This is a genomic window from Amycolatopsis kentuckyensis (genome assembly GCF_002155975.1).
GTDB classification, from domain to species: domain Bacteria; phylum Actinomycetota; class Actinomycetes; order Mycobacteriales; family Pseudonocardiaceae; genus Amycolatopsis; species Amycolatopsis kentuckyensis.
In genome coordinates this window covers 1-23,980 of sequence record NZ_MUMI01000198.1, presented here as the reverse complement: position 1 = coordinate 23,980, position 23,980 = coordinate 1, and the positions used below count along the sequence as shown (strand labels likewise).

Below are 23,980 nucleotides of genomic sequence, written 5' to 3'. Positions count from 1 at the left end.
GCCGGGCGGGGTTGCCGAGCCGGTACTCACGGTCGCTGGACCGGGCGCTGAGCAGGTCGGTGTCCGAAGTGGACAGAAGCAGGATCACGAGGTTCCTCCTCGGGGTCCGCGCCCCGGGTCGACGGTCGCGCCGGCCGGAGTTCCTGGCTCCCGGAGCCCCGACGCACTCCCTCCCGCGGAGGGGCCATCGGATACAGCTCTCCGGTCACAGTGGCGGGACCGCCCCGGACTTCCACCGGGTTCCTCCACCTGCCGACGCGTGGGTAACGCACCCACTCTCCGGTGCCGGTGGAGCCGCGTCAAGGTGACGTTGACTGGGTAACCTGGCGGCTTGGATTCCCTTCTCCGGAGCTTCACCGCCGCGCAGTCGACCCGGCAGCCGTACCGCCACCCGACGGCGGCCGAGCTCGAAACGGCCGGAACCGGCTTCGCCGCCCTGCTCGACGGCCGCCCCCACCACCTCGCTGAGCTGGGGTTTTCCGTCGATGGCGGCGCCCTCGTCGTCCAGGAGCCCGGTACCGAGCGGGCTTGGGGGCTGTACGCGATCGACCGGTCCGCGCCGCCGTCGCTGGTCGTCGAGGTGCCGCACCCCTCGTCCGACTTGCGGACCGACCTGCTCGGCCTGGCGCTCTTCCGGCAGGTGCCGGGCGCGGTACTGGCCGTCGCGGGCGCGCACCGCCGCCGGGAGGACCCCGCGCACGACACGCGGACCGTCTTCCACGTCGTCACCACGCTGCTCGCCCGCCGCGGCCTGCCCCAGGTCCAGCTGCACGGCTTCAACGACCGGACCATGCCCGAAGCCGACGTCGTCCTCTCGGCCGGTGCCGCGGAGACCGGCGACGCGGCCCGCCGGGCGGCGGACCGCCTGGACGCCGCCGGGTTCCGCGTCCGCCGGGCCTGGGCCGAGCCCTGCCGCGGCCTGGCCGGGACGACGAACGTCCAGGGCCGGGCCGCCGACGGCACCCCGTTCCTGCACGTCGAGCTCAACCGGACGACCCGCGAGACCCGCCGCGACGACGTCGTCCGCGCACTGGCCGACGCCGACCTGCGCAAGCCCTAGGCGGACCGCTCACCCAGCCGGGGGAAGGGCTTCGTCGAGAACAGCACTTCCACGGACACCTCGAAGAACTCCGCGATCCGCAACGCCAGGTACAGCGACGGGCTGTACTCGCCGCGCTCCAGGTAGCCGATCGTCTGGTAGTGCACCCCGAGGGCCTCGGCCAGCTGCCGCCGCGAGATCGACCGCTCCGCGCGCAGCATCGCGATCCGGTTGTAGACGACTTCACTCATGACTACCCCACACGCTGCATGGCCTTCTGCCGCCGTTCGGCCAGTGACGAGCCGGCCTCGCGCCGCGCCATGCGGCGGAGCAGGATCGGGGCCAGTGCGAAGCCGGCCGCCGCCCACGCGAGCAGCACCACCAGGGTCGCCACCGGCCGCCACGACTGGCCGATCTCGACGGCGAGCGCGCTGTCCGGCAGCAGCGCCGAGCGCATCCCGAGGCCGAGCCAGTACATCGGGAACACCTGCCCGACGTCCTGCAGCCAGCCCGGCAGCGAGGTGATCGGGTAGAAGATCCCCGAGATCGCGCCCATGCCCATGACCGGCAGGGTGATCAGCCCGATCGCGCGCGGGCTGCTGGTCAGCGCCCCCAGCGCCGCGCCGATCGGCATCGTCGCGACCATGCCGAGCACCAGCACTCCGAGCAGGTGCAGGTACGACCAGACGCCGTCGGGCGCCAGCACGGGGAACGCGAACAGGCACGGGACCAGGACCGCGATGATGGACGTGAGCTGAGCCAGCGACAGCGCCGTCGTCTTCCCGACCAGGTAGCCGAGCATCCCGTTCGGGGTCGCCTTCGCCCGCAGCAGCGTGCCGTCTTCGCGGTCGACGGCCAGGTAGCCCGCCGCGGCGGTCAGGCCGTTGAACACGATGCCGGCGCCGAGCACGCCGGGCACGGTCGCCGCGCCCAGCGAGAACGACGTGCCGGGCAGCGTGGCGTTGCGCATGAAGAACAACGTACCGAGGAAGAGCACCACGAAGACGAGCTGCCCCACCACGTCGTCGACGTTGGTCCACGTCTGCTTGAACTCGATCCAGCCCCGGGCCACGCCGGTGCGCAGGGCGGTGGTCCTGGCGTTCATCGCGCACCCGCTTCCTGGAGGCCGAGCTCCGTCTCGCCGCCGGTCTCCGCGCGGTGGACCAGCGTCATGTAGGTGTCCTCCAGCGACGCCCGCCGGACCTCGAGGTCCGCGACCGCCTCGCCGTGCTGCTTGAACAGGTCGTACACGTACTTCGTCGCTTCGGTCGTCGAGTGGACGAAGCGCTGCCCGCCGACGCTCCAGCGGACCTCGGCCTCCCCGGAGATCTGCCTGCTGAGCTGGTCGGCCGAGCCGTCGGCGATGATCCGCCCGCCGTTGAGGATGAGGATCCGGTCGGCCAGCTTCTCGGCCTCGTCGAGGTCGTGCGTGGTCAGCAGGATCGTGGTGTCGAGCTCGTCGGTCAGGCGGTGCACCAGGTCGTGGAACTCGCGCCGGGCCTCGGGGTCGAAGCCCGCGGTCGGCTCGTCGAGGAACAGCAGCTCGGGCCGCCCGACGATGCCGATGGCGACGTCGAGCCGCCGCCGCTGGCCGCCGGAGAGCTGCTTGAGCTTCTTGTGCGCGTGCTCGGTGAGCCCGACCGCCGCCATCAGCTCGTCGGCGTCCCACGGCCGCGGGTGCGACGCTGTCGAGTACGGCGCGTAATACCGGCCGAGGTGTGCGAGCAGCTCGCGGACCCGCCACTTCCCGTGGTCACGCCAGGATTGGAGCACGACCCCCAGCCGTGCCCGCCAGTCCTCGCCGCCGTGTGCCGGGTCGACGCCCAGCACACTGACCTCGCCGGCCGACCGCATGCGGAAGCCCTCGAGGATTTCGATGGTCGTCGTCTTGCCCGCGCCGTTCGGCCCGAGCAGGCCGACGACCTCGCCCCGGTACGCCTCGAACTCGACGCCGTGGAGCACGTCGTTCGTGCCGTACCGCATCCGCAACCCGCGCACGCGGACGACGGGATCGGCTGGATCTCTCATCGCGATGACCCCCCATCTGACTGATGCGATCGAATGTAGCACACATACTACATTTGATCAGACTTCTGCGGTCCCGGGAACTTGACCCGTGGTCATCCGGTTCGCCGGGCATGGGAACTTGGCTGGGCCTCGCCCTCCCGGGCGGCGTGGTGATCCTGCTGGTCATGGCCGCGATCGAGCTGCGGCCGCGCAAGAACGGCTCGCGCTTCAAGGCGCGGCTGTCCGCCACGTACATCGAAGAGACCACCGCCTTCCTCTACGGGACCAAGCGGCGTGAGCTGGAACACCGGGAAACGATGTCGATGCTCGTCGAGCAGGACGCCGAAGGCGCACCCCCCTGGCGTGACGTGGACCTGGACGCCGGAGTCGCCCGGATCCGCCCCCGTTCGGACCCGCCGGAGCCGCAGAACCGCCAGCTACAGTGACCCCATGCCGACCCCAGCACGTGTGCGAGCCGACGCGTGCCCCGGTGTTTTCGCACCCCACGACGCCGCCGACGGGCCATTGGCCCGCGTGCGCCTGCCGGGCGGCACGATTTCCGCAGTGCAGCTGCACGCGCTGGCCGACGCGGCCGAAGCGTGCGGCGACGGCGATCTCCACCTCACTTCGCGCGGCAACGTCCAGCTGCGCGGCGTCACCGAGCCCGGTCTCGCGGCCCGGCTGGCCGACGCGGGTCTGCTGCCGTCCCCGCCGCACGAGCGGGTCCGGAACGTCCTCGCGTCGCCGTTGAGCGGACTTCGCGGCGGCCTCGCCGACGTCCGCGGCCTCGCGGCGTCGCTGGACCGGGGGCTGTGCTCGACGCCGGAACTCGCGTCGCTGCCCGGCCGGTTCCTCTTCGCGTTCGACGACGGCCGCGGCGACGTCGCGGGCGAAGGCGCCGACGTCTGCTGGCTCGCGGTGGGACCGTCCGAAGGCACGCTGCTGCTCGCGGGCGGTGACACGGGACGGCGGGTGGCCCGCGCCGACGCCGTCGCGACGCTGATCGAGGTCGCGCTCGACTTCCTCCGCGTGCGCGGGTCGGCTTGGCGGGTTGCGGAACTCGACGACCCGGCCTGGCGGGGAACGCCGGTGCCGCGGCCCCCGGCGGAAATCCCGGCCGGACTCATCGAGCGCGACAGCGGTCTCGCGGCGGCCGTCGTGCCGCGGTTCGGGCAGCTTTCGGCGGCACAGGCCCGTGCGCTGGCGGAGTTCGGCCCCGCGCTGGTCACGCCGTGGAAGTCCGTGGTGCTGCCGGACGTGCCCGCCGACGTCTTCGACCGGCTGGGCTTCGGCGGCGAGGCCCTGGGGACCACCGCGTGCATCGGCCGCCCGGGCTGCGCCAAGTCGCGCGCCGACGTCCGGGCCGACGCGGTGTTCCGGCCGGGCCTGCGCGCGCACTTCTCGGGCTGCGAACGGCGGTGCGGCAAGCCGTCGCAGTCCCATGTGGACGTTGTCGCCGAAGCGGGGGGCTACCGCATCGACGGCCGCTGGGTGCCGCTCGACGAGATGGAAGGGAACCTGTGATCGACTACCTGCGGGACGGTGCCGAGATCTACCGGCACTCGTTCGCCACGATCCGCGAGGAGGCGGACCTGGCGATCCTGCCCGACGACGTGGCCGGGTGCGCGGTCCGGATGATCCACGCCTGCGGCATGGTCGATCTGGTCGACGACCTGCGCTACACGCTCGACGTCGTCGAGTCCGGCCGCGCGGCACTGGAAGCCGGCGCGCCGATCCTGTGCGACGCGCAGATGATCGCCAGCGGCGTCACCCGGCGTCGCCTGCCCGCGGCCAACGAGGTGCTCTGCACGCTGTCGGACCCCAGCGTCCCTTCGCTCGCCGAGCGGATGGGCACCACGCGCTCGGCCGCGGCCCTGGAACTATGGCGCGACAAGCTGCCCGGCTCGGTGGTGGCGATCGGCAACGCGCCGACGGCGCTGTTCCGCCTGCTGGAGATCCTCGACGAAGGTGTCGGCGCGCCCGCGGCGATCATCGGCGTCCCGGTCGGGTTCGTCGGCGCGGTCGAGTCCAAAGTGGAGCTGGCCAAGCGGGCCCCGGCCCCGTACCTGGTGGTGCACGGCAGGCGAGGTGGCAGCGCGATGGCCGTCGCGGCGATCAACGCACTCGCGAGCGCGGAAGAATGACCGGCACGCTGTACGGCGTCGGGCTCGGCCCCGGCGACCCGGAACTGATGACGGTCAAGGCGGCGCGCCTGATTTCCGAAGCGTCGGTGATCGCGTACCACTGCGCGCGGCACGGCCGCAGCATCGCGCGCTCGGTCGCCGAGCCGTACCTGCGCGAGGGGCAGCTCGAGGAGAAGCTCGTCTACCCGGTCACGACCGAGACGACCGACCACCCGGGCGGCTACGAGGGCGCGATCGCCGACTTCTACGAGCTGAGCGCGAAACGGCTGGCCGAGCACTTGGACGCCGGGCGGGACGTGGTCCTGCTCTGCGAGGGCGACCCGTTCTTCTACGGCTCGTACATGTACATGCACGAGCGGCTCTCCGGCCGGTTCGAGGCGGTCGTCGTCCCGGGCGTGACGTCGGTGAGCGCGGCGTCGTCGGTCATCGGCCGCCCGCTGGTGCAGCGCGACGAGGTGCTGACGGTGCTTCCGGGCACGCTGCCGGCCCCGGAACTGGCCCGCCGTCTCGCGGACACCGACGCGGCGGCGGTGCTGAAGCTGGGCCGGACGTTCTCGTCGGTGCGGGAGGCGTTCGCGGAAGCGGGCAAGCTGGACGACGCTGTGTTCGTCGAGCGTGCGACGTGGGGGCAGCAGCGGATCGAGCCCCTGGCATCGGTGGATCCGTCGACGGTGCCGTACTTCTCGCTGGCGTTGCTGCCTTCGCCGGCTTATGCGTCCCGGGTTTCTCCCGCGGCTCCGGTTCCTTCGCCTTCTTCGGGCGGCGAAGTCGTCGTCGTGGGTCTCGGTCCGGCCGGTCCGGAGTGGCTGACCCCCGAAGCGGCCGCGGAACTCGACGCGGCGGAGCACCTCGTCGGGTACGGGCCGTATGTGGCGCGGGTGCCGCAGAAGGCGGGCCAGCAGCGGCACGCGTCGGGTAACCGCGTCGAGGCGGACCGGGCTCGCGAGGCCCTGGACCTGGCCGCTGCCGGTGCCCGCGTGGCGGTCGTCTCCTCGGGCGACCCGGGGGTGTTCGCGATGGCGTCGGCGGTGCTGGAGCAGGTGTCGGCCGGGCACGGCGCGGGAGTCCGGGTCCGGATCGTCCCGGGTGTGACGGCGGCCCAGGCGGCGGCGTCCCGGGTGGGCGCGCCGCTGGGCCACGACTACTGCGTGCTCTCGCTGTCGGACCGGCTGAAGCCGTGGGAGATCATCGAAAAGCGCCTCGACGCGGCGGGCGAGGCGGACCTGGTGCTGGCGCTGTACAACCCGGCGTCCCGGTCCCGGACGACCCAGCTGGCCGACGCCCGTTCCGTGCTGCTCCGCCACCGTTCGCCGGAGACGCCGGTGGTGGTGGCGCGGGACGTGGGCGGGCCGGAGGAAGACGTCCGGATCACGACGCTCGGTGACCTGGATCCGGCCACGGTGGACATGCGCTGCCTGCTGATCGTGGGGTCCAGCCGCACCCGGGTGGAAGACGGTGTCGTCTGGACCCCACGCAGCTACTAGCCGAGCGCGGCCAGGAACGCCGCGCCGTTGGGCGAACCGATGCCGGTGACGTCGTCGTAGCCGGTGCGGACGTGGATCGTCAGCACGGCGTCGGCACCGAGTGAACGCAGGCTCGCCGCCGAGTAGCCGGCCGAGGCGTCCACCGAGTTGTTGTAGTTGACCCGGGCGACGGCCATCGGCGACGGCGGCTGGCGGACGTCGTGGAAGGCCGAGCTGCCCGCCTTCGCGTACAGCAGCGGGTTCGCGAAGCCGAAGGTGCGGCCCGCCTGCTGCTGCGCCAGCGCGACGAACGCGGCGAACAGCGGTGACGCCAGGCTCGTGCCGCCGATGCGGTACTCGCTGTACTTCGCCGTGCCGTCCGGGAACGCCTGCGTCTGCCCGACGAGGAAGCCGGTGTTCGGGTCGGCCAGCGCGGCCACGTCCGGCACCGCGCGCATCGGCTGCGGGCGCGCGCCGTTCGCCGTCGCGATCGCGTTCGGCACCACCCCGGCCTGGTAGGCGGGCTGGGGGAACAGCCGGCTCGTGCCGCCGCCGGCGCCGCCGAAGAACTCACCCGGCGGCGTCGGCACCCAGGTGCCGTTCGTCAGCGTCGACCGCCCGGTCTCCCAGCCGGTCTCGAACAGGTACTCGCCGTTCTTGCCGACACCCAGCGAGGTGCCGCCGACCGCGGTCACCCACGGGCTCGCGGCGGGCCAGTCCGGCGTCGCGTTCGGGAAGTTCGCCGCGATGCCGTCGGTCTCGTCGGCGTTGTCACCGCTGGAGAAGTAGACGCCGATGCCGGTCGCGGCCGCCTCGATCAGCGTGTCGTTGAACGGCTTCACGTAGCCGGGCGGCAGCAGCTCGGTCGAGAACCCGTAGGAGTTCGTCACGATCGACGCGAGGTGCTGGTCGACGACGTGGTTCATCGCCGCGTCGAGGTCCTGGTAGTTGTTCGGCGAACCGACGTACACGATGTTCGCGCCCGGGGCGATGCTGTGCACCGCCTCGACGTCGAGGGTTTCCTCGCCGTACCAGCCCTGCGGGTCCTGGGCCGGGTTCTGCGGCCGGTGGTACACCCCCGGCGGCGCGACCTGGGTGAACTGGTTGCCGGCCAGCTGCGGCAGCCCGTGCCGCCGCGAGTAGGTGTTGACGTCGGAAAGGATGGTCGGCGACGCGTAGGCGTCGATGATCGCCACGGTCTGGCCCTTGCCGTCGTTCCCGCCGGCGATCGCCTGCTGGACGCCATACGCGCTCTGCAGCTGCGAAGGCGTGTACCCGCACGGCGCCCACGGGTTCGGGTGCCCGTAGGCGTCCGGAACCTGGACGCCGTCCGGGGTCGGGGTGGTCGCGGTGGTCTTCTCGCCGTAGTAGGCGGAGCAGGGCGGGGCGTTGACGAAGGCGGGCGACGGCGTCGCGGCCGGTCCGGCCGACGGCTGGAGCAGCGCGAAGGACTCGTCGAGCCCGATCACGGCGCTGACGCTCGCGGGGAGGCCGGCCGGCAGCGACAGGTCCTGCTCGGGCGCGCGGAGCGTCTTCCCGGCGACCTCGAACTCGCCGAAGCTCGTGCCGAACGCGGCCGCGGCCTGCGCGACGGTGCCTTCGGCCTGCACGTACCGGCGGTTGCCGGGGGTGTAGCCGACGTCGAAGCCGGCCTTGCGCAGCCACTGCTGCACCGCGCCCACGTCGTTCGCCGACGGCGCGAACTGCTGCCGGAACTGCGCGGCCGTCAAGAACCGGCCGTATTCGGCGGAGCCGGGAGTCGAGACGCGGTTCGCGGTGGCGGCCGCGTCGCCGGTCCAGCCGAGATAGACCCGGAACGCCACATTGTCCGCCGAATTCGCCGATCCGGTGCGCGCGGACGATTTCGCCCAGGCTGGGACGCTGCCCGGCAACGCGGTCCGGCCGCCGGCTTCGGCGGTCCCGGTCAGGAGCGCGGCGGTCGTCACGGCCGTGGCGGCCAGTGCGATCAGCCGAAAGGCGGGTCTGCGCATCGCTGGTCCTCCTCGCGGAACTCGCCCCCGCGGCGGTGAAGGGGCGGTTCGAAAGCTAGTTCCGGAAAAGCGAATTGACCAGTCCCGTGATCGAGAAGATGCCGGTAATGGATATTTCGGGCGGTGTTTTCTTCACGACTTAAACGTGTTAACAAGAAAGGAAGTGGTGGGCTGCGATTCGCGACACCCAGAGTAGAATTCCGGAGTACCGCAGCCCACCGATCGGCCGAACCGCCCCGGCCGATGACGGCCTCAGACCGCCGGGTGGACGACGATGTCCCCGAGCCGGGTGCGGGCGCGGATCTTGACGTGGCCGCCGGGGTTGGCCGGCAGGGAGTTGCGGACCGCGCCCTTCGTGCTCTCGGCGTCCACCGAGGCGGCGAGGCCCTCGCCGACACCGACGTCGATGCCGCCGGAGGCGTTGGTCAGCTCCGCCCGGCCACCGGTGAGCCGGCCGATCCGGAGGGGACAGTTGCCGGCACTGGCCACGACGTCGCCGTCCGCGCGCTCGACGTCGAAGCTGCCGCTCGCGGTGCCGAACTCGACGTCGGACCGGGCGTGGCCGATCCGGACCCGGCCGGTCGAACCCTCGTACTTGAAGGCGCCTTCGACCTCGCCGATCCGCAGCCCGGCCGCGCCGCCTTCGATGCCGGCGGACCCGGCGACGTGCCCGATCTCGACGGCACCGGCCGCGAGGTTCGCCCGCAGCCCGGCGACGCGGTCGAGCCGGACCTGCCCGGAGGCCAGGTTCAGCTCGCAGTCGCCGAGCGGGCCGTCGGCGTGCACGTCGGTCCACGCCGTGTTCACGACCAGGCCGGACCCGGCGGGCAGCTCGATCGTGATGGCAACCGAACCGGTCTTGGCCCCCGACCTGGTGGTCTTGATCGACAGGGCGCCGTCGGTGAACCCGACCTCGGTCCGCTCGGCCACCTGCACGTCGGACTTGCTCGCGTGGTCGACCGGTTCGACCCGCACCACCGTGTCGGTGCGCTCGCTCGCGGTGACGCGGACGCGGGCGCCCGCGGTGGTCATCGTGGCGGTGATCGGCTCCGGCGTGACGAAGGTGTGCATCGTGGTTCCCCTTGCTGTGTGCCCGTGGCGGGTTGATGGGATCACCATCGCCGCCCCGCCGGACACACAGCTGACACCGGTCTGACACCGGCCGGGCCTACCGCGTCGGGTCCTTGCCGTTCGGCTGGCGCGGCCCCGGTCCCGGCGACCACCAGCCCGGCACCGTCTTCTCCCCGTGCACCACCGTCGGCGCGATGCCCTCGGTGAACGGCTCGATCTGCAGCAGCTGGCCCCACGACTGGCTCGGCTGGCCGATCAGGTAGCTCGGCACCTCCGGCTCCTCGGCCAGCTCCTCCAGCCAGCCGATCGGCCCGCCGTTCGTCGAGGACGCCCACTGGGCCTCGTCCGCCAGGCCGCCCGCCGTGATGCGGTAGTCGGGGACCTGGGAGATCCCGTCGTGGGACGTCACCGGCTGGACGCACGGGTACACGAACGACGCCGGCCAGTCCACGTACACCGGCTTCGAGCCGATGCGGTCCGTCAGCGTCGTGAACGTCGGGACGCGCGGGGCCGAGGCCGCGATCCAGCCGTCCTCCGTCAGGTCGTTGTCGACGATGTTGATGCGGACCGCGTTCGTCTCCGGCGGGAGGTCGCGCAGGTTGATGCGCGTGTCGTTCCAGCCGTTGGTGCCCGAGCCCGGCGGCAGCATGAACTGGCTGCGCAGGACCTTCACGCCGTCCGGGGTGTCGACGCCGTAGTCGAGGCTGACCGACGTCGGACGGCGGGCCGCCCCGGCCGTCGCCACCACGATCTGGCCGTCGGCCGGCTTCTCCGTCAGCGCGTACCAGTCGCTGCGCAGCCGCCCGGCGCGCGTCTCCGGGTCGAGGTAGCTCGACCACATCGGGACCTTGTCCGGCGTGAACCCGTGCGGGGGCTCGGCCAGGGGGTCCTTGTCGTCGACCGGGCGGGTGTGGAAACCGGTCTGGACGCGGCCGTTGTCCTGGTCGGGGTTCGGCAGCGGCGACTCGGGCTCCTTGGGCTTCTCCGCGACGGTCCGCTGCTCGGCCTGGGTGTGCAGGATGCTGGTCGCCGCGTCGCGCTCGACCATCACGTGGTCGGAGAGGTTGCAGCTCTTGCCGAACAGGTGCCCGACGTTCGCCGCGCCCAGGCTGTAGCTGCCGGACTGGTTGTGGATCGCCCACGCCATCGTGACGAACTCGCCCGCCGCGACCAGGCCGCAGACCACCACCAGCGACAGCGACCCGAGCCGCAGCGCGCGCAGCCGGCCTTCCTGCGGCTGGTCCGGCAGGCCCGGCCGGTGCGCGCGGACGTTCTCGACGAACGCGTAGATCCCGGCGACGGCGGCCGCCACCAGCAGGATCGTGGACAGGCCGATGCCGCCGATCGACGGCGCCACGTTCGTCCACTGGACGCCGAGGCGCGAGACGAACCAGTACGTGTTGGGCCCGGTCGCCGCCAGCGCGCCGACGACCAGCAGACCGGCGAGGAAGGCCGCGCGATTGCGTTTGGACCGCAGCACGGTCGAGCTGGTCGCGAGCGCGGTCAGCGCCGCCATCGACGCGCCGACCGCGGCGAACGCGCCGAAGTGGTGCGTCCACTTCGTCGGCGTCAGGGCCAGCAGCAGGAAGAACAGCGCCGTCGTGCCGATCAGGCGCCGCGCCGGGCCGAGCGACGCGCCGGGGATGCGGCTGCGGCGCAGCAGCATCACCAGGCAGGTTGCGGTGCACAACACGATCAGCAGCACCGGGAACCGGCGCGGCGCCGAGCCGTCCGGCAGGTCGGCGAACAGCAGCTGGTAGCGCGCGAGCTCCTGGAACCACGAGAGGTTCGGGCCCACCTGGGTGCGGATCCGGGTCGCTTCCTGGACGGTCGCGAACGTCTGGTCGGCGAACACGACGACCAGCACGAGCAACCCGGCCGCGGCGATGGGCGCGAGCACCGGGATCCAGCCGTTTTCGGTCGCGCGCTGGCGGATCAGCTTGAACAGGGGCCGCGCGGCGACCAGGAACGGCGCCACCGCGATCAGCCCGGTCGGCGTCGCGGCCAGGGTGAACCCGGCGGCGGTCAGGCCGAGGCACAGGGGCAGCAGCCGCCGCGTCACCAGCGCGCGCTCCACGGCGCAGATCGCCAGCAGCGAGCCGAGCGCGGCCACCGGTTCCGGGCGGACACCGTTGTTGTAGGGCATCCACCAGATCAGGAACACCGTCGCGGCGGCCCAGCTGGCCGGGCGGCTGGTGCGGATCTGGGTGCCCAGCCGCGGCATCACTTCGCGGCTGATCAGCAGCCAGCTGAGCACGCCGAGCAGGAACGACGGCAGCCGGATCCACGGCGGCACCGTGCTGACGTGCGTCATCAGCTCGAAGACGTGGTAGAACCAGCCGAACGGCGCCTCGGCGACGCCGAACCAGCGGTGGTAGTTCGTCAGGTAGCCGGTCGCCTCGGTGACCCGGGCCATCGTGAGGATGTAGCCGTCGTCCGAGGTCACCGGCCCGATGAAGACCCACGCGCCGAGCGCGGCGATCACCGTCACGTCCCGCATCGTCAGCCGCCACCAGCCGACCGGGGCCCAGCGCGGCGCGCGTCTCGCGAAGCCGGAGTCGCGGCGCCAGACCGCGATCAGGGAGCCGATCAGCGACAGCACGGCGAGCACTCCGACGACGATCTTCAGCGCGGTCGGCGACGTCTGGTACCGCGTGTCCGGCACGATCGAAACGTGCAGGCCGGCGATCGGGTCCTTGCTCGAGTTGATCGAGGAGTAGATGCCGACCACGCGGGGCCGGACGTCGCCGTTCGCGTGGAAGACCGGCGTCCCGGCCACGGCCAGGGTCATCTGCGTCGCGTCGACGTCCAGCTCGATGTCGCACTTCTCGGCGGGCAGCGGCTGCTGGGCGATCTGCTGGCCCTGGCTCGAGGCGAGCAGCACGCCGTTGTCGATGCGCAGCTGCAGGCCGACGCCGTTGCCGGCCTTCGGGTCGGTGCGGCCGTCCGGCACGGTGGCGAACAGCAGGCCGGGGCCGTTCGTGCGGGCGTCGACCGAACGGATGACCGCGCACGGCACTTCGGCCCGCAGGTCCTGGGCCCAGTACCCGGTCAAGGGCGCGTTGACGGAGCGGGTGTCGCTGCCGGTCGGCCAGACGACCTCCGCCGTGTCCTGCACCACCGGCAGGAAGGGGAAAGCCAGCGCGCACAAGGCCGAGAGCAGCCCCAGCGCTACGGCAATCAGACGCATCGGCGCAACGCTAACGGGTCAGAGCTCGGCGGTTGACGCAGCCCCCGGGTCACGCGGGGTGAACCGCCCGTGGTGTACCGCCGCGGACAGGGGGCGGCGGCTGCGCCAGCCGTGGCGCTCGAGGTCCGGAACGGTCTCCAGCTTGCTGACCGGTCCAGCGCAGAGCCACGCGACCGGCCGGACGCCGTCCGGGATGCCGAGCAGCTCGCTCAGGAAGGGCTCGCGGTAGAAGCTGACCCACCCGACGCCCAGGCCTTCCGCGGTCGCGGCCAGCCAGAGGTTCTGGATCGCGAGGCACACCGAGTAGAGGCCGGCGTCGGCGATGGCGTGCCGGCCGAGCACGTCGGGCGCGCCCCGCGCCGGGTCGTAGGTGACGACGATGCCGAGGCTCGCCTGGAGGATGCCTTCGATCTTGATGTTCGCGAAGGTGCCGGCCCGGTCTTCGGCGAGCTGCCCGGCGAAGACCTCCCGCTCCTCGTGGACGTGCTTGGCGAACTTCTCGCGCGTCGCAACGTCGTCGACCAGCACGAAGTCCCACGGCTGCGTGAGCCCGACGCTCGGCGCGGCGTGCGCGGCCTCGAGGATCCGCGTCAGGGTGGCCCCGGGGATCGGCTCGCCGGTGAACTCGCCGCGGACGTCCCGCCGCTTGCGCAGGACTTCGTAGAACTCTTCGATCATCGGTGCAGGACCCATTCGACGGCTTCGGGGACGGTTTCGGCGGTCTCCGTGCGCGGCCGCGGCGGCCGCCGGACCACGACGACGGGCAGGCCGAGTTCGCGGGCCGCGGTCAGCTTCGCGCTGGTCTGAGGGCCACCGGAGTCCTTGGTGACCAGGACGTCCACCCGCCCGAGCAGCGCGCGCTCGGCGGCCAGCTCGTAGGGCCCGCGGGCGAGGAGGAGTTCGTGGTGCCGTGGCAGCGGCGGCTCGGGCGGATCGACGCAGCGGATGAGGAACCACAGGTCGTCGAGGTGCGCGAAGGCCGGGAGGCCCTGGCGGCCGCTGGTGAGGAACACCCGGTTGCCCAGGTGGGGGAGCTGCCGGGCGGCGTCGGCGAGATCGTCGGCCCAGTGCCAGACGTCCTGCGGTCCCGCTCGCCAGCCCGGCCGCGCGAGCCTCAGCAGCGGCGTTTGCGTCAGTTCGGCCGCTTCCGCCGCGTTCGCGCCGATGCGCTCGGCGAAGGGGTGGGTCGCATCCACGACGGCGGTGACCCGGTTCTCGCGCAGGTACCGCGCGAGACCCTCGGAGCCGCCGAAGCCGCCTACGCGCACTTCGCCGACGGGGAGCCGCGGCCGTGCGACGCGTCCCGCCAGCGAAGAGACAACGTGCACGCCGTGCGCGGCGAGCACTTCGGCGAGCTGCCGGGCTTCGCCGGTCCCGCCGAGGACGAGGATCACGAGGAGCGCCCGTAGCCGACGGCCTCGCGCCAGCGGTCCAGCGTACGCAGGTTGGCGAGGGTTTCCGCCCAGGTCAGCTCGGGTGCCTGCCGGTCTTCGACGTGCGCGGCGACGTGGTCCGCTTCCCGCGCGAAGACGCCTTGGGTGGCTTCGACCTCGATGACCTCGGACGCGCCGCCGGCCGGCGTCAGGATGATCTGCGAGACGCCGGGGTGGCGCAGCGGGTGGATCCACGCCGGCTGCGGGATGTGGATCTGCCCGTCCGAGCCGAAGACGCGGATGCCGTCCTCGCGGGTGAGCCGGATCCCGCACGAGATCGTCGCGAGGATGTCGCCGGGCAGGCGCAGCAGGCCGGTCGCCCACTCGTCGACGCCGGTGGCGGACAGGTGCGCCATCCCGCTGACCTCGGTCGGTTCGACGACGTCCTGCCCGGTCGCGGCCTGCGCGACCAGCCGCGCCAGCGACGTGCAGTAGCAGCCGACGTCCAGGATCCCGCCGCCCCCGAGCGCCGGATCGCTCAGCCGGGCGGTCTCCTCCGGGTTGCTGTCGAAGGAGAAGGTGGTGTCCACCGCCCGGACCTCGCCGATGGCACCGGACGAGATCAGCTCGGCCAGCCGCCGCGTCTGCGGGTGCAGCCGGTACATGAACGCCTCCATCAGGAAGACGTCGTGCGCCCGGGCGGCGGCGATCACCTCCTCGGCATCGGCCGCGGTGATCGTCAACGGCTTCTCGCACAGCACGTGCTTTCCCGCTTCGGCGGCGGCGATGGCCCACTGCTTGTGCATGGCGTGCGGGGTGGAGACGTACACGGCGTCGACGTCCGGGTCGGCGAGGAGTTCTTCGTAGCTGCCGTAGGCCTTCGGGATGTCGAAGCGCGTGGCGAAGTCCCGCGCACGATCGGCGTCCCGCGCGGCGACGGCGCCGAGGACGCCGTGTTTGCTCTCGTCGACGCCCGCGGCGAAGTGGGCGGCGATGGTCCCGGCGGCCAGCAGGCCCCAGCGCAGTTCCGTCACAACGACTCCGGTTGGTTCGCCCGGTCCCGGGCACTCGAGTAGAGGAAGCTGTCGGGAAAGTTCGTGGCGCCGAGCACCCGCCCGACGAAGATGGTGGCGGCGCGCGTCATCCCGGCTTCGCGCACCAGCGCGGGCAGCTCGCCGAGCACCCCGCGCACGACGGTTTCCCCGGGCTGACTCGCCAGCGCGACCACGGCGACGGGACAGTCTTCGCCGTAGTGCGGCCGGAGTTCCTCGGCCACCCGTTCGACGTGGTTGATGGCGAGGTGCAGCGCGAGCGTGGCCCCGGTCGCGGCAAAGGCGCCGAGGGTCTCGCCGGGCGGCATCTTGGTGGAGCGCGCCTGAACCCGGGTGATCACCAGGCTCTGCCCGATTTCGGGCACGGTGAGCTCCCGCTTCAGCGCGGCGGCCGAAGCGGCGAAGGCGGGCACGCCGGGCACGACCTCGTAGGGAACCCCGGCGGCATCGAGCCGCCGAACCTGCTCGGCGACGGCGCTGTAGAGCGACGGATCACCCGAGCACAGCCGCGCGACCTCGTGCCCGGCCCCGTGGGCCTCGACCAGCTTCGCGACGATCTGCTCGAGGCTGAGGTTCGCGGTGTCGACGAGCTCGGCTCCGGGAGGGCAGTAGGCCAGCAGGTCGGGCGGGGTCATGCTGCCGGGGTAGAGGCAGACCCCGCAGCGGGCGAGCAGGTCCCGCCCCCGCACGGTGATGAGGTCGGCGGCGCCGGGCCCGGCGCCGATGAAGTGCACGGTCATCGGCCGCTCCGGAGAGCCGGGCCGCCAGGGCTGCGGCCGGCTGCGGTCGGCTGCCGCCGGGTCCGGTCGCCGAGGGCGGCCGGGTGCCGGTTCGCCGGGAAGCCCGCGGGCATGGGCGCCCAGCGGGTGGCCGGGCGTCCGGCCTCGTGCCGGTCCGCCGCCGGCCCGGCGAGGCCCGAGCGCACGGCCGTGAGCCGAGGCCCGGTCGTCGGCTGCCCCGCGGCCGTCGCCGACCAGCCGGCGGCCGGGTGTCCGGCCTCCCGCGCATCCGCCGCCGCCCCCGCGATGCGCGAGCGCACGGCCGTGACCCGTGGCCCGATCATCGGCTGCTCCACTGAGTCACCACGCGCGCCGGGGTCCAGCCCGTGAAGCCGCCCAGGGGGGCCGCCCGCTCGACGCCGATCCGCAGCAGCTCCCCTCCGTGCTCCTCGTACGCCCGCGCCAGGGCCTGCTCGGCCTCCAGCGTCACCCCGTGCGCCACCACCCGTGCGCCGGTGGCCACGCACGCGTCCAGTACGCCCGGCGCCGTCACGCCGCCTCCGATGAAGACCGCGTCCGGTGCGGGCAGCGCGCTCAGCGCTTCCGGTGCTTCCCCCGCCACCACCTCCAGTTCCGGTACTCCCAGATCCAATGCGTTCCGGCCGATCCGCTCGGCCCGCTCCGCGGAGCGCTCGATCGCGACCGCACGGTTCAGCCCGTGCAGCCGGGACCACTCGATGCCGACGCTGCCCGCGCCCGCGCCGACGTCCCACAACAGCTCGCCGGGACTCGGCGCGAGGCGGGCCAGCGCCGACACTCGCAGGTCGCGCTTGGTCAACTGCCCGTCGTGGGCGTACACGTCGTCCGGGATGCCGATCAGCGGCAACGCCGGACCCGTGCACTCCAGCGCGAACACCGTCAGCGGTCCGGGATCGCCGGCCCAGCCGTCGGAGACGCGCTCGTCGGGCCCGCCCAGGTTCTCCAACGCGATCAGCTCGCTCTCGCCATAACCCCGCACGGTGAGCAGGGAGCGCAGAGCGGGCGCGTCGGCACCCAGGACGAGCACTCGCCGGCGCGGCGCCAGTACCCGGGCGACGCGGGCCGACGACCGGCCGACGATGGTGACCACCTCGGTCTCTTCGGCGGACCAGCCCAGCCGTGCCCGGGCCAGTGTCACCGAGGAGACCGCAGGCAGCGCCTCGACCTCGTATCCATGGGCCACCAATGTAGAACCCACCCCCGACAAAAACGGATCTCCGCTGGCCAGGACGCAGATCCGGGCGCCTTCGTGCTCGGCGATCACCGCGTCCAGCCCCGGCAGCAACGGCGTCGGCCACGCCTGCGCCGGGACCTCCTCGGGCAGGTAGTCCAGCTGCCGGGGCGCCCCCAGCACGATGTCGGCGGCAAGCACCGCGGCTCGCGCCTGTTCCGACAAGCCGGGCCAGCCGTCGGCACCGATCCCGACCACGGTCAGGCGGTTCGCGGAGCCCGCGGACCGAAGTGATTCTTCGCGCACGATTTCCCACCCTAAGCGAGGCATGCGCTGTGCGATGATCGGCCGGTCGCCGACCTCAGGAGCGCTGTTGAAGCCGTACCCGTTCACCGCCGTCGTCGGGCTGCCGGACCTGCGCCTGGCGCTGGTCCTCTCCTCGATCTCGCCCGCCGTCGGCGGGGTGCTGGTGCGCGGCGAAAAGGGCACCGCGAAGTCGACCATGGTCCGCGCGCTCGCGGGCCTGCTGCCGGGGGTCGACGTCGTCGACGGCTGCCGGTTCTCCTGCGATCCCACAGCCCCCGACCCGCTCTGCCCGGACGGCCCGCACGACGACGCCAAGAGCCACCGGCGCCCCGCAAAACTGGTCGAACTCCCGGTCGGCGCGGCCGAAGACCGCGTCATCGGGAGCCTGCACCTGGAACGAGCGCTCGCCGAAGGCGTCACGGACTTCCAGCCCGGCCTGCTCGCCGCCGCCCACCGCGGGCTGCTCTACGTCGACGAGGTCAACCTGCTGCACGACCACCTCGTCGACACCCTCCTGGACGCTGCCGCGATGGGCCGCGCGACCGTGGAACGCGAAGGCGTTTCGGTCTCGCACGCGGCCCGGTTCGTCCTGATCGGCACCATGAACCCCGAAGAGGGCGAGCTGCGGCCGCAGCTGCTGGACCGGTTCGGGCTGACCGTCGAGGTCGCCTCCAGCCGCGATCCCGAGCAGCGCGTCGAGGTCGTCCGCCGTCGCCTCGCCTACGAAGCCGATCCCGACGCCTTCGCCGCGCAGTACGCGGACGAAGACGCCCAGCTCGCCGCGGACATCGAAGCGGCACAACGGCTTCTCCCCGCCGTCAAGCTCCCCGACGAAGCCCTGCGCCAGATCGCCGAAGTCTGTGCCTCCTTCGAGGTCGACGGCATGCGCGCGGACATCGTCACCGCCCGCACCGCGGTCGCGCACGCGGCCTGGGCCGGCCGCGACGAGGTGACCACCGAGGACGTCCGCGTCGCCGCGCGCCTCGCGCTGCCGCACCGGCGCCGCCGCAACCCCTTCGACGCGCCGGGCATCTCCGAAGAGCAGCTGGAACAGGCCCTCCAGGACGCCCAGCCGGATCCGGGACCCGAGGACGACGGCCCCGGCTCCGGTTCGGCACCGTCCCGGGACGAAACCCCGCAGGGGAGCGAAAACGCGCCGCAAGGCCAACCGGCGCAGAGCGGTGGCCAGCAGAAGACCGTCGGCGCCGGCGAGACGTTCAAGGCGCGCGTCTTCCGCGTGAAGGGCATGGGCGAAGGTGAGCGCGGACGCCGTTCGCGCGCAATCACCGATAGTGGCCGGACGATCGGCGTCCAGCCGGCCAGCGTCCGCGAAGGCCGGCCCCACCTCGTCGCGACCGTGAAAGCCGCGGCACCGCACCAGAAAGCCCGCGGCCGCACCGGCGCCGGGTTGAAGCTGCGGCCGGAAGACGTCCGCTACGCACTGCGTGAGGGCCGCGAAGGCAACCTCGTGCTGTTCTGCGTGGACGCGTCCGGCTCGATGGGCGCGAAGGCGCGGATGCGCGAGGTCAAGTCCGCGGTCCTGTCCCTGCTGCTGGACGCCTACCAGCGCCGCGACAAGGTCGGGCTGGTCACGTTCCGCGGCAACGCGGCCGAACTCGCGCTGCCGCCGACGATCAGTGTCGACGCGGCCGCGTCCCGTCTCGAAGGCCTCCCGACCGGCGGCCGGACGCCGCTGGCCGAGGGACTCCTGGAGGCGGCGCGCGTGCTGCGCGTCGAGGAGATCCGCGATCCCCGGCGCCGTCCGCTGCTGGTCGTCGTCACCGACGGCCGCGCCACCAGCGGCCCCGACGCCGTCGCGCGCGCCCAGGCCGCGGCCGGATTGCTCACCGGTGTCACGACGATCGTCATGGACTGCGAGAGCGGCAAGATGCGGCTCGGCCTGGCCGCCGACCTCGCCGCCCACCTCGGCGCGGAGCACGTCCCCCTCGCCGGCGTCGCCGCCGAAGCGCTGGCGGACGCCGTCCGCGCCCGGACCGGAAAGGCCGCCTGATGCCGCAGGGCAAACCGGACGCCGTCCCGAACGACGGCCTGACCACGCGCCAGCGCCGCAACCGGCCGCTGCTCGCCGTGCACACCGGCGAGATGAAGGGCAAGTCGACGGCCGCGTTCGGGATGGCGCTGCGCGCCTGGAACCAGGGCTGGTCGATCGGCGTGTTCCAGTTCGTGAAGTCGGCGAAGTGGCGCGTCGGCGAGGAAGCCGCGTTCCGCGCGCTGGGCAAGCTGCACGACGACACCGGCCAGGGCGGGCCGGTCGAGTGGCACAAGATGGGCGAAGGCTGGAGCTGGGCGCGCAAGTCCGGCACCGAAGAGGACCACGCGGAGAACGCGCGCGAAGGCTGGGCGGAGATCAAGCGCCGGCTCGCCGCCGAGACGCACGGCTTCTACGTCCTCGACGAGTTCTCCTACCTGCTCAAGTGGGGCTGGCTCGACGTCGAGGACGTGGTGTCCACCCTGGTCTCGCGGCCCGGGCACCAGCACGTCGTCATCACCGGCCGGTACGCGCCGCCGGAGCTCGTCGAGGCCGCCGACCTGGTCGCCGAGATGACCAAGGTCAAGCACCCGATGGACGCCGGTCAGAAGGGCCAGCGGGGGATCGAGTGGTAGCGCGGGTGGTCATCGCCGCGCCCGGTTCCGGGCACGGCAAGACCACGATCGCCGCCGGGCTGATGGCGGCGCTGCGCGCGGCCGGGCACCGGGTGTCCGGGCACAAGGTCGGGCCCGACTTCATCGATCCGGGCTACCACGCCCTCGCGACCGGACGTCCCGCGCGCAACCTCGATCCGTTCCTGCAGGGCGAGGACCGGCTGGTTCCCTTGCTGCGACACGGTTCTCACGGCGCCGACATCGCCGTCATCGAAGGCGTGATGGGCCTGTTCGACGGGGCGCTGGGCACAGAGGGCTACGCGTCGACCGCCCACGTGGCCCGGCTCCTGGACGCGCCGGTGGTGCTGGTCGTCGACGCCTCGGCCGCCTCCCGCAGCGTCGCCGCGACCGTGCTCGGCTTCGCCCACTACGACCACCGCGTGCGGCTCGCCGGCGTCATCCTCAACAAGCTCGGCTCGCAGCGGCACCGCGACGAGATCGCGTCCGCACTCGAAGCCACCGGCGTTCCGCTGCTGGGAGCGTTGTACCGCAACGAAGAAATCCACGCGCCGAGCCGGCACCTCGGGCTCGTCCCGGCGGCGGAACGGGCCGCGGAGGCGCAGAACGTGCTGCCTGCGCTGGCCGCGTGGGTGCGGGACGGCGTCGACCTGGAAGAGCTCGTCCGGATCGCGTCCGGTGCGCCTCGGCTGTCCTCGCCGCCGTGGGAGCCGTCCGGTGTGGATGGTCCGCCGGTGACGATCGCGGCCGCCGGTGGTCCGGCGTTCACCTTCCGGTACACCGAGAACATCGAGCTGCTGGCGGCTTGCGGCGTCGAGGTCGTGGACGTCGACCCGTTGCGGGACCAGGCGCTGCCCGACGGGTGCGCCGGCCTGTACTTCGGCGGTGGTTTCCCCGAGGTGCACGCGGCCGAGCTGTCGGCGAACACGGCGTTGCGTTCCGCGGTGGCTTCGGCCGTCCAGGCCGGGATGCCGGTCAGCGCGGAGTGCGCGGGGCTGTTGTACCTGTGCCAGTCCTTGGACGGCGTGCCCATGGTCGGCGCCGTGCCCGCGGACGCCAAGATGACCGCCCGCGGCAAGCTCGGCTACCGGCGCGCGGTCGCCGTCGAGGACAACCTGCTGGCCACGGCCGGCCAGCGCGTTACCGGGCACGAATTCCACCGCACCGAGGTGACGCCGTCGCACGGCACCTCGGCGGCGTGGGGCTGGGATCGGCAGCTCGACGGCTTCGCGTCGCCGACGCTGCACGCGTCCTACCTGCACGTCCACTGGGCCGGGTATCCCGAGCTGGCCCAGCGGTTCGCGGCGCGGGTCCGAGCCCATGGCTGAGCCTTTTCCCGCCTCCGCGGGCGGGAACACGCCGGCGGGCTACGACCTGCATCACCACGGCGACCGCGAGGTGGGGCCGGGGCTGGTCGATCTCGCGGTGAACGTCCGGCTGCCCCGGCCGCCCGCATGGCTGCGGCAGGAGCTGGCGTCCGCTTTGGACTCGCTCGCCGCTTATCCGTCTACTGTGGATGCTGTGCGGGCGGTGGCCGCACGCCACGGCCGCGCTTCCTCGGAAGTACTGGTCACGGCGGGCGCGGCGGAAGCTTTCACCTTGCTGGCCTCGGCTTTGCGGCCGCACCACGCGGTGGTCGTGCACCCGCAGTTCACCGAGCCGGAGGCCGCGCTGCGGGCCGCGGGGCACGCGGTCTCGCGGGTGATCCTGGCCGAGGCGGACGGCTTCGTCCTCGACCCGGCGCTGGTCCCGGCCGACGCCGACCTGGTGTTCGTCGGCAATCCGACGAACCCGACGTCGGTCCTGCATCCGGCGGAGTCCCTGCTTGCCCTGGCGCGCCCCGGCCGGCTGCTCGTGGTGGACGAGGCGTTCCTGGACGCGGTGCCCGGCGAGGTCGAGAGCCTGGCCGCCGGTCATCCGGGGGTCGTCGTGCTGCGCAGCCTGACGAAGACGTGGGGCCTGGCGGGCCTGCGGGCGGGGTACGTGCTCGCTCCGGCGGACGTCGTCGAGCGGCTTCGGGCGGTGCAGGTGCCCTGGTCGGTGTCCACTTTGGCCGCCGTGGCGACGGTGGCGTGCTGCCGTCCGTCCGCTTTGGAGGAAGCGGAGAAGCTGGCGGTGGCCGCGGAAGCGGACCGTGAATATCTGGTGTCGGGCCTGGCCGCGCAGGGTTTCGACGTGCTGGGCGAGCCGCGCGGCCCGTTCGTGCTGGTGCGCGTTCCCGACGGTGCTTCCTTGCGCATGCGTCTGCGTGAAGCGGGTTACGCGGTGCGGCGAGGGGACACGTTCCCCGGCCTCGGGCCGGACCACCTGCGGCTGGCGGTCCGCGACCGTGCGACGACGGACGCGTTCCTGGCGACTTTGCGAGAAGTTTCGTAAACACCGACAGGGGGTTGTCGTCACCGCCGCCGAAACTGGGCGCAGACCGGGAAAGACCCGGTGTGGCAGCGGAAGGAACGACATGCCCGGATTCAACGACGTCGCCTGGTTCGAGATCGGTACCGCGGACCCGGCGGCCGCCGAACGGTTCTACGGTGAGGTGTTCGGCTGGAAGATCGCCCAGGACACCTCGGCCAGCACCGATCCGGCCTACCGGGTGATCGACACCGGCGGGTCCCGCGGCGGGCTCTCCACGGGCACGGAGGAGTACGCGGTCTTCACCGTGCTGGTCGAGGACGTCGACGCCACCTGCCGCCAGGTCGAGAAGGCCGGCGGACGGGTGCAGCGGCCACCGACCGTCAACCCGGTCGGCGTGACGTTCGCGCACGTGCTCGACCCGGCGGGCAACCACTTCTCCGTGTTCACCCCGCCAAAGTGAGCTGCTGGACGTCGCCGTACGGGATGTCGAGGTCCTCGGGCCGCAGCCGGCGCAGAGGCGGCACTTCGGCGGTCACAGTGAAGGAGACGATGCGGTCGGTGCGGAAGGCCCGGATCTCCTGGCGCAGCCGGCACCAGGCGATGAGGTACCAGTGCTCGGGCTTGCCGACGTAGCCGAGCGGCTCGATCACCCGGCGGGTGACGGCGCCTGCGCGGTCGGTGTACCGGATGCGCAGGACGCGGCGGATGTTGAGCACGGGCGGCATCGGCGGGATGGGGCCGTCGCCGAGCAGGAGGACACAGGCGGCGAGGTTCCGCGCCGCATCCGTGTCCTCCCGTCGCATCGCGGCGACCAGCTTGTGCAGGGCCGAGCGGCCTTCGGCCCGGAAAGGGGTGCCCTCGAGGTGTTTCAGCGCGAGCGCCATGGCCACGGCCTCGCCGGGCGTCAGGTTGACCGGGGGCATCGTGTGCGCCTTGTCGAGGCAGTACCCGCCGGTGCGGCCGGTCTCGGCGTAGATCGGCGTGCCGGACTGCTGCAGGGCACTGATGTCCCGCTCGATGGTGCGGACGCTGACCTCGAACCGGTCGGCCAGCCAGCGCGCGCTGCGTGGCCGCGGCGCGACGGCGCGCAGTTCTTCGACGAGGGCGTAGAGACGATCGGTTCGGTTCACCCGGATCACGATAGGAAGGGGGTACGACAGTTTCGGTTACTCGCAGAGTTGCTTGAACTCCGTTGCGCCGGGCCGTAGGTGGAACCGGACCTCGTGGCCGAGGCGGTCGCGGAAGACCGCGGAGGCCGGTGCGGTGAGCGTCATCGTGCCTTCCTGGTAGGGGTTGTCCCAGCCGGGCGGTGCGCTGCGGGCCGGGCCGACGAGCGGCGTCTCGGCCTCGTAGAACCGGTCGCCGATCTTCGCTTCGTCGACGCCGCAGTGCGTCAGGAGTGCGAAGTTCGGCAGCGTCACCGGGGTGGGCGTCGGGG

Annotated in this window: 23 protein-coding genes, 1 pseudogene and 1 riboswitch; of the genes and pseudogenes, 10 read left to right on the top strand and 14 right to left on the bottom strand. The window is 72.6% G+C overall.

Annotation, left to right across the window (positions count from 1 at the left end; all coding sequences use genetic code 11):
- Nucleotides 1-137: 137 nt before the first annotated feature.
- A riboswitch (cobalamin riboswitch) is annotated at nucleotides 138-246 on the bottom strand.
- A gap of 85 nt (nucleotides 247-331) precedes the next feature.
- Nucleotides 332-1,060 (top strand): hypothetical protein, encoded by a 729-nt coding sequence (locus CCN39_RS19920; protein WP_086844121.1) that lies wholly within the window; start codon nucleotides 332-334, stop codon nucleotides 1,058-1,060.
- Here CCN39_RS19920 and CCN39_RS19915 read toward each other — a convergent pair.
- Genes CCN39_RS19915 through CCN39_RS19905 form a run of 3 tightly spaced genes read right to left on the bottom strand, consistent with a single transcriptional unit; the run spans nucleotide 1,057 to nucleotide 3,067 of the window.
- Entirely contained in the window at nucleotides 1,057-1,290 is a 234-nt protein-coding gene (locus CCN39_RS19915) for a helix-turn-helix transcriptional regulator (protein ID WP_043784651.1), read from the bottom strand. The genes CCN39_RS19920 and CCN39_RS19915 overlap by 4 nt on opposite strands.
- Nucleotides 1,291-1,292: 2 nt before the next feature.
- A complete protein-coding gene (locus CCN39_RS19910) occupies nucleotides 1,293-2,144 on the bottom strand; it encodes an ABC transporter permease (protein ID WP_086844119.1) in 852 nt (283 codons plus the stop codon).
- Nucleotides 2,141-3,067, bottom strand: a complete 927-nt coding sequence (locus CCN39_RS19905) for an ABC transporter ATP-binding protein (RefSeq protein ID WP_086844117.1) — start codon at nucleotides 3,065-3,067, stop codon at nucleotides 2,141-2,143. Before CCN39_RS19905 ends, CCN39_RS19910 begins: the two co-directional genes overlap by 4 nt.
- A gap of 110 nt (nucleotides 3,068-3,177) precedes the next feature.
- Between CCN39_RS19905 and CCN39_RS19900 the strand changes: the two genes are divergently transcribed.
- From CCN39_RS19900 to CCN39_RS19885, 4 genes are read left to right on the top strand one after another with little or no spacing between them, the layout of a single operon-like run.
- The gene (locus CCN39_RS19900; protein WP_086844115.1) at nucleotides 3,178-3,492 is read left to right on the top strand and encodes a DUF6191 domain-containing protein; all 315 of its coding nucleotides are present in this window, start codon (nucleotides 3,178-3,180) and stop codon (nucleotides 3,490-3,492) included.
- 4 nt (nucleotides 3,493-3,496) lie between these two features.
- Nucleotides 3,497-4,570, top strand: a complete 1,074-nt coding sequence (locus CCN39_RS19895; protein WP_086844113.1) for a ferredoxin-like domain-containing protein — start codon at nucleotides 3,497-3,499, stop codon at nucleotides 4,568-4,570.
- Nucleotides 4,567-5,190, top strand: a complete 624-nt coding sequence (locus CCN39_RS19890; protein WP_086844111.1) for a precorrin-8X methylmutase — start codon at nucleotides 4,567-4,569, stop codon at nucleotides 5,188-5,190. Before CCN39_RS19895 ends, CCN39_RS19890 begins: the two co-directional genes overlap by 4 nt.
- A complete protein-coding gene (locus CCN39_RS19885) occupies nucleotides 5,187-6,674 on the top strand; it encodes a precorrin-2 C(20)-methyltransferase (protein WP_086844109.1) in 1,488 nt (495 codons plus the stop codon). The genes CCN39_RS19890 and CCN39_RS19885 overlap by 4 nt, the downstream gene beginning before the upstream one ends.
- Here the strand turns inward: CCN39_RS19885 and CCN39_RS19880 are convergent.
- The 9 genes from CCN39_RS19880 to cbiE all read right to left on the bottom strand — a co-directional run bounded on the left by CCN39_RS19880 (nucleotide 6,671) and on the right by cbiE (nucleotide 17,565).
- Nucleotides 6,671-8,644, bottom strand: a complete 1,974-nt coding sequence (locus tag CCN39_RS19880) for a S53 family peptidase (RefSeq protein WP_086844107.1) — start codon at nucleotides 8,642-8,644, stop codon at nucleotides 6,671-6,673. The two genes, CCN39_RS19885 and CCN39_RS19880, sit on opposite strands and share 4 nt — an antisense overlap.
- Nucleotides 8,645-8,896: 252 nt before the next feature.
- Nucleotides 8,897-9,715, bottom strand: coding sequence for a DUF4097 family beta strand repeat-containing protein (locus tag CCN39_RS19875; protein WP_086844106.1), 819 nt, complete (start codon nucleotides 9,713-9,715; stop codon nucleotides 8,897-8,899).
- Nucleotides 9,716-9,812: 97 nt separating this feature from the next.
- Nucleotides 9,813-12,905: an arabinosyltransferase domain-containing protein gene (locus CCN39_RS19870; RefSeq protein ID WP_086844104.1), complete on the bottom strand. Its 3,093-nt coding sequence runs from the start codon at nucleotides 12,903-12,905 to the stop codon at nucleotides 9,813-9,815.
- Nucleotides 12,906-12,923: 18 nt separating this feature from the next.
- Entirely contained in the window at nucleotides 12,924-13,583 is a 660-nt protein-coding gene (gene bluB, locus CCN39_RS19865) for a 5,6-dimethylbenzimidazole synthase (protein ID WP_086844103.1), read from the bottom strand.
- Complete coding sequence (locus CCN39_RS19860) at nucleotides 13,580-14,299, bottom strand: cobalt-precorrin-6A reductase (RefSeq protein WP_086844101.1); 720 nt, start codon at nucleotides 14,297-14,299, stop codon at nucleotides 13,580-13,582. The genes bluB and CCN39_RS19860 overlap by 4 nt, the downstream gene beginning before the upstream one ends.
- Complete coding sequence (locus CCN39_RS19855) at nucleotides 14,296-15,312, bottom strand: Gfo/Idh/MocA family protein (protein ID WP_086844099.1); 1,017 nt, start codon at nucleotides 15,310-15,312, stop codon at nucleotides 14,296-14,298. The genes CCN39_RS19860 and CCN39_RS19855 overlap by 4 nt, the downstream gene beginning before the upstream one ends.
- On the bottom strand, nucleotides 15,309-16,070 hold the full coding sequence (gene cobM, locus CCN39_RS19850) for a precorrin-4 C(11)-methyltransferase (RefSeq protein ID WP_086844097.1): 762 nt from the start codon (nucleotides 16,068-16,070) through the stop codon (nucleotides 15,309-15,311). The genes CCN39_RS19855 and cobM overlap by 4 nt, the downstream gene beginning before the upstream one ends.
- Entirely contained in the window at nucleotides 16,067-16,393 is a 327-nt protein-coding gene (locus CCN39_RS19845; protein WP_143264088.1) for a hypothetical protein, read from the bottom strand. The genes cobM and CCN39_RS19845 overlap by 4 nt, the downstream gene beginning before the upstream one ends.
- The gene (gene cbiE, locus CCN39_RS19840) at nucleotides 16,390-17,565 is read right to left on the bottom strand and encodes a precorrin-6y C5,15-methyltransferase (decarboxylating) subunit CbiE (RefSeq protein WP_086844094.1); all 1,176 of its coding nucleotides are present in this window, start codon (nucleotides 17,563-17,565) and stop codon (nucleotides 16,390-16,392) included. Before cbiE ends, CCN39_RS19845 begins: the two co-directional genes overlap by 4 nt.
- Nucleotides 17,566-17,632: 67 nt before the next feature.
- Here cbiE and CCN39_RS19835 point away from each other — a divergent pair, with 67 nt between their 5' ends.
- From CCN39_RS19835 to CCN39_RS19815, 5 genes are all read left to right on the top strand, one after another.
- On the top strand, nucleotides 17,633-19,576 hold the full coding sequence (locus CCN39_RS19835; protein WP_086844123.1) for a putative cobaltochelatase: 1,944 nt from the start codon (nucleotides 17,633-17,635) through the stop codon (nucleotides 19,574-19,576).
- A complete protein-coding gene (cobO, locus tag CCN39_RS19830) occupies nucleotides 19,576-20,190 on the top strand; it encodes a cob(I)yrinic acid a,c-diamide adenosyltransferase (protein WP_086844092.1) in 615 nt (204 codons plus the stop codon). Before CCN39_RS19835 ends, cobO begins: the two co-directional genes overlap by 1 nt.
- Nucleotides 20,184-21,515: a cobyrinic acid a,c-diamide synthase CobB gene (locus CCN39_RS19825; protein WP_086844090.1), complete on the top strand. Its 1,332-nt coding sequence runs from the start codon at nucleotides 20,184-20,186 to the stop codon at nucleotides 21,513-21,515. Before cobO ends, CCN39_RS19825 begins: the two co-directional genes overlap by 7 nt.
- Nucleotides 21,508-22,563: an Rv2231c family histidinol phosphate aminotransferase CobC gene (cobC, locus tag CCN39_RS19820; protein WP_086844088.1), complete on the top strand. Its 1,056-nt coding sequence runs from the start codon at nucleotides 21,508-21,510 to the stop codon at nucleotides 22,561-22,563. Before CCN39_RS19825 ends, cobC begins: the two co-directional genes overlap by 8 nt.
- Nucleotides 22,564-22,645: 82 nt before the next feature.
- Nucleotides 22,646-23,002 carry a VOC family protein gene (locus CCN39_RS19815; protein ID WP_086844086.1) on the top strand — a complete coding sequence of 119 codons (357 nt, stop codon included), beginning with the start codon at nucleotides 22,646-22,648 and terminating at the stop codon, nucleotides 23,000-23,002.
- Here CCN39_RS19815 and CCN39_RS19810 read toward each other — a convergent pair.
- Nucleotides 22,986-23,672, bottom strand: coding sequence for a helix-turn-helix transcriptional regulator (locus CCN39_RS19810; protein ID WP_244210872.1), 687 nt, complete (start codon nucleotides 23,670-23,672; stop codon nucleotides 22,986-22,988). The two genes, CCN39_RS19815 and CCN39_RS19810, sit on opposite strands and share 17 nt — an antisense overlap.
- 36 nt (nucleotides 23,673-23,708) lie before the next feature.
- Nucleotides 23,709-23,980: pseudogene (locus CCN39_RS19805) on the bottom strand (hypothetical protein); the annotation flags it as partial.

Bases quoted from the DNA above. Each gene is read 5' to 3' on its own strand.
- CCN39_RS19915 (WP_043784651.1), bottom strand. From the start codon at position 1,290: ATGAGTGAAGTCGTCTACAACCGGATCGCGATGCTGCGCGCGGAGCGG.
- CCN39_RS19910 (WP_086844119.1), bottom strand. From the start codon at position 2,144: ATGAACGCCAGGACCACCGCCCTGCGCACCGGCGTGGCCCGGGGCTGG.
- CCN39_RS19905 (WP_086844117.1), bottom strand. From the start codon at position 3,067: ATGAGAGATCCAGCCGATCCCGTCGTCCGCGTGCGCGGGTTGCGGATG.
- CCN39_RS19900 (WP_086844115.1), top strand. From the start codon at position 3,178: ATGGGAACTTGGCTGGGCCTCGCCCTCCCGGGCGGCGTGGTGATCCTG.
- CCN39_RS19895 (WP_086844113.1), top strand. From the start codon at position 3,497: ATGCCGACCCCAGCACGTGTGCGAGCCGACGCGTGCCCCGGTGTTTTC.
- CCN39_RS19885 (WP_086844109.1), top strand. From the start codon at position 5,187: ATGACCGGCACGCTGTACGGCGTCGGGCTCGGCCCCGGCGACCCGGAA.
- CCN39_RS19880 (WP_086844107.1), bottom strand. From the start codon at position 8,644: ATGCGCAGACCCGCCTTTCGGCTGATCGCACTGGCCGCCACGGCCGTG.
- CCN39_RS19875 (WP_086844106.1), bottom strand. From the start codon at position 9,715: ATGCACACCTTCGTCACGCCGGAGCCGATCACCGCCACGATGACCACC.
- CCN39_RS19870 (WP_086844104.1), bottom strand. From the start codon at position 12,905: ATGCGTCTGATTGCCGTAGCGCTGGGGCTGCTCTCGGCCTTGTGCGCG.
- bluB (WP_086844103.1), bottom strand. From the start codon at position 13,583: ATGATCGAAGAGTTCTACGAAGTCCTGCGCAAGCGGCGGGACGTCCGC.
- cobM (WP_086844097.1), bottom strand. From the start codon at position 16,070: ATGACCGTGCACTTCATCGGCGCCGGGCCCGGCGCCGCCGACCTCATC.
- CCN39_RS19845 (WP_143264088.1), bottom strand. From the start codon at position 16,393: ATGATCGGGCCACGGGTCACGGCCGTGCGCTCGCGCATCGCGGGGGCG.
- cobO (WP_086844092.1), top strand. From the start codon at position 19,576: ATGCCGCAGGGCAAACCGGACGCCGTCCCGAACGACGGCCTGACCACG.
- cobC (WP_086844088.1), top strand. From the start codon at position 21,508: ATGGCTGAGCCTTTTCCCGCCTCCGCGGGCGGGAACACGCCGGCGGGC.
- CCN39_RS19815 (WP_086844086.1), top strand. From the start codon at position 22,646: ATGCCCGGATTCAACGACGTCGCCTGGTTCGAGATCGGTACCGCGGAC.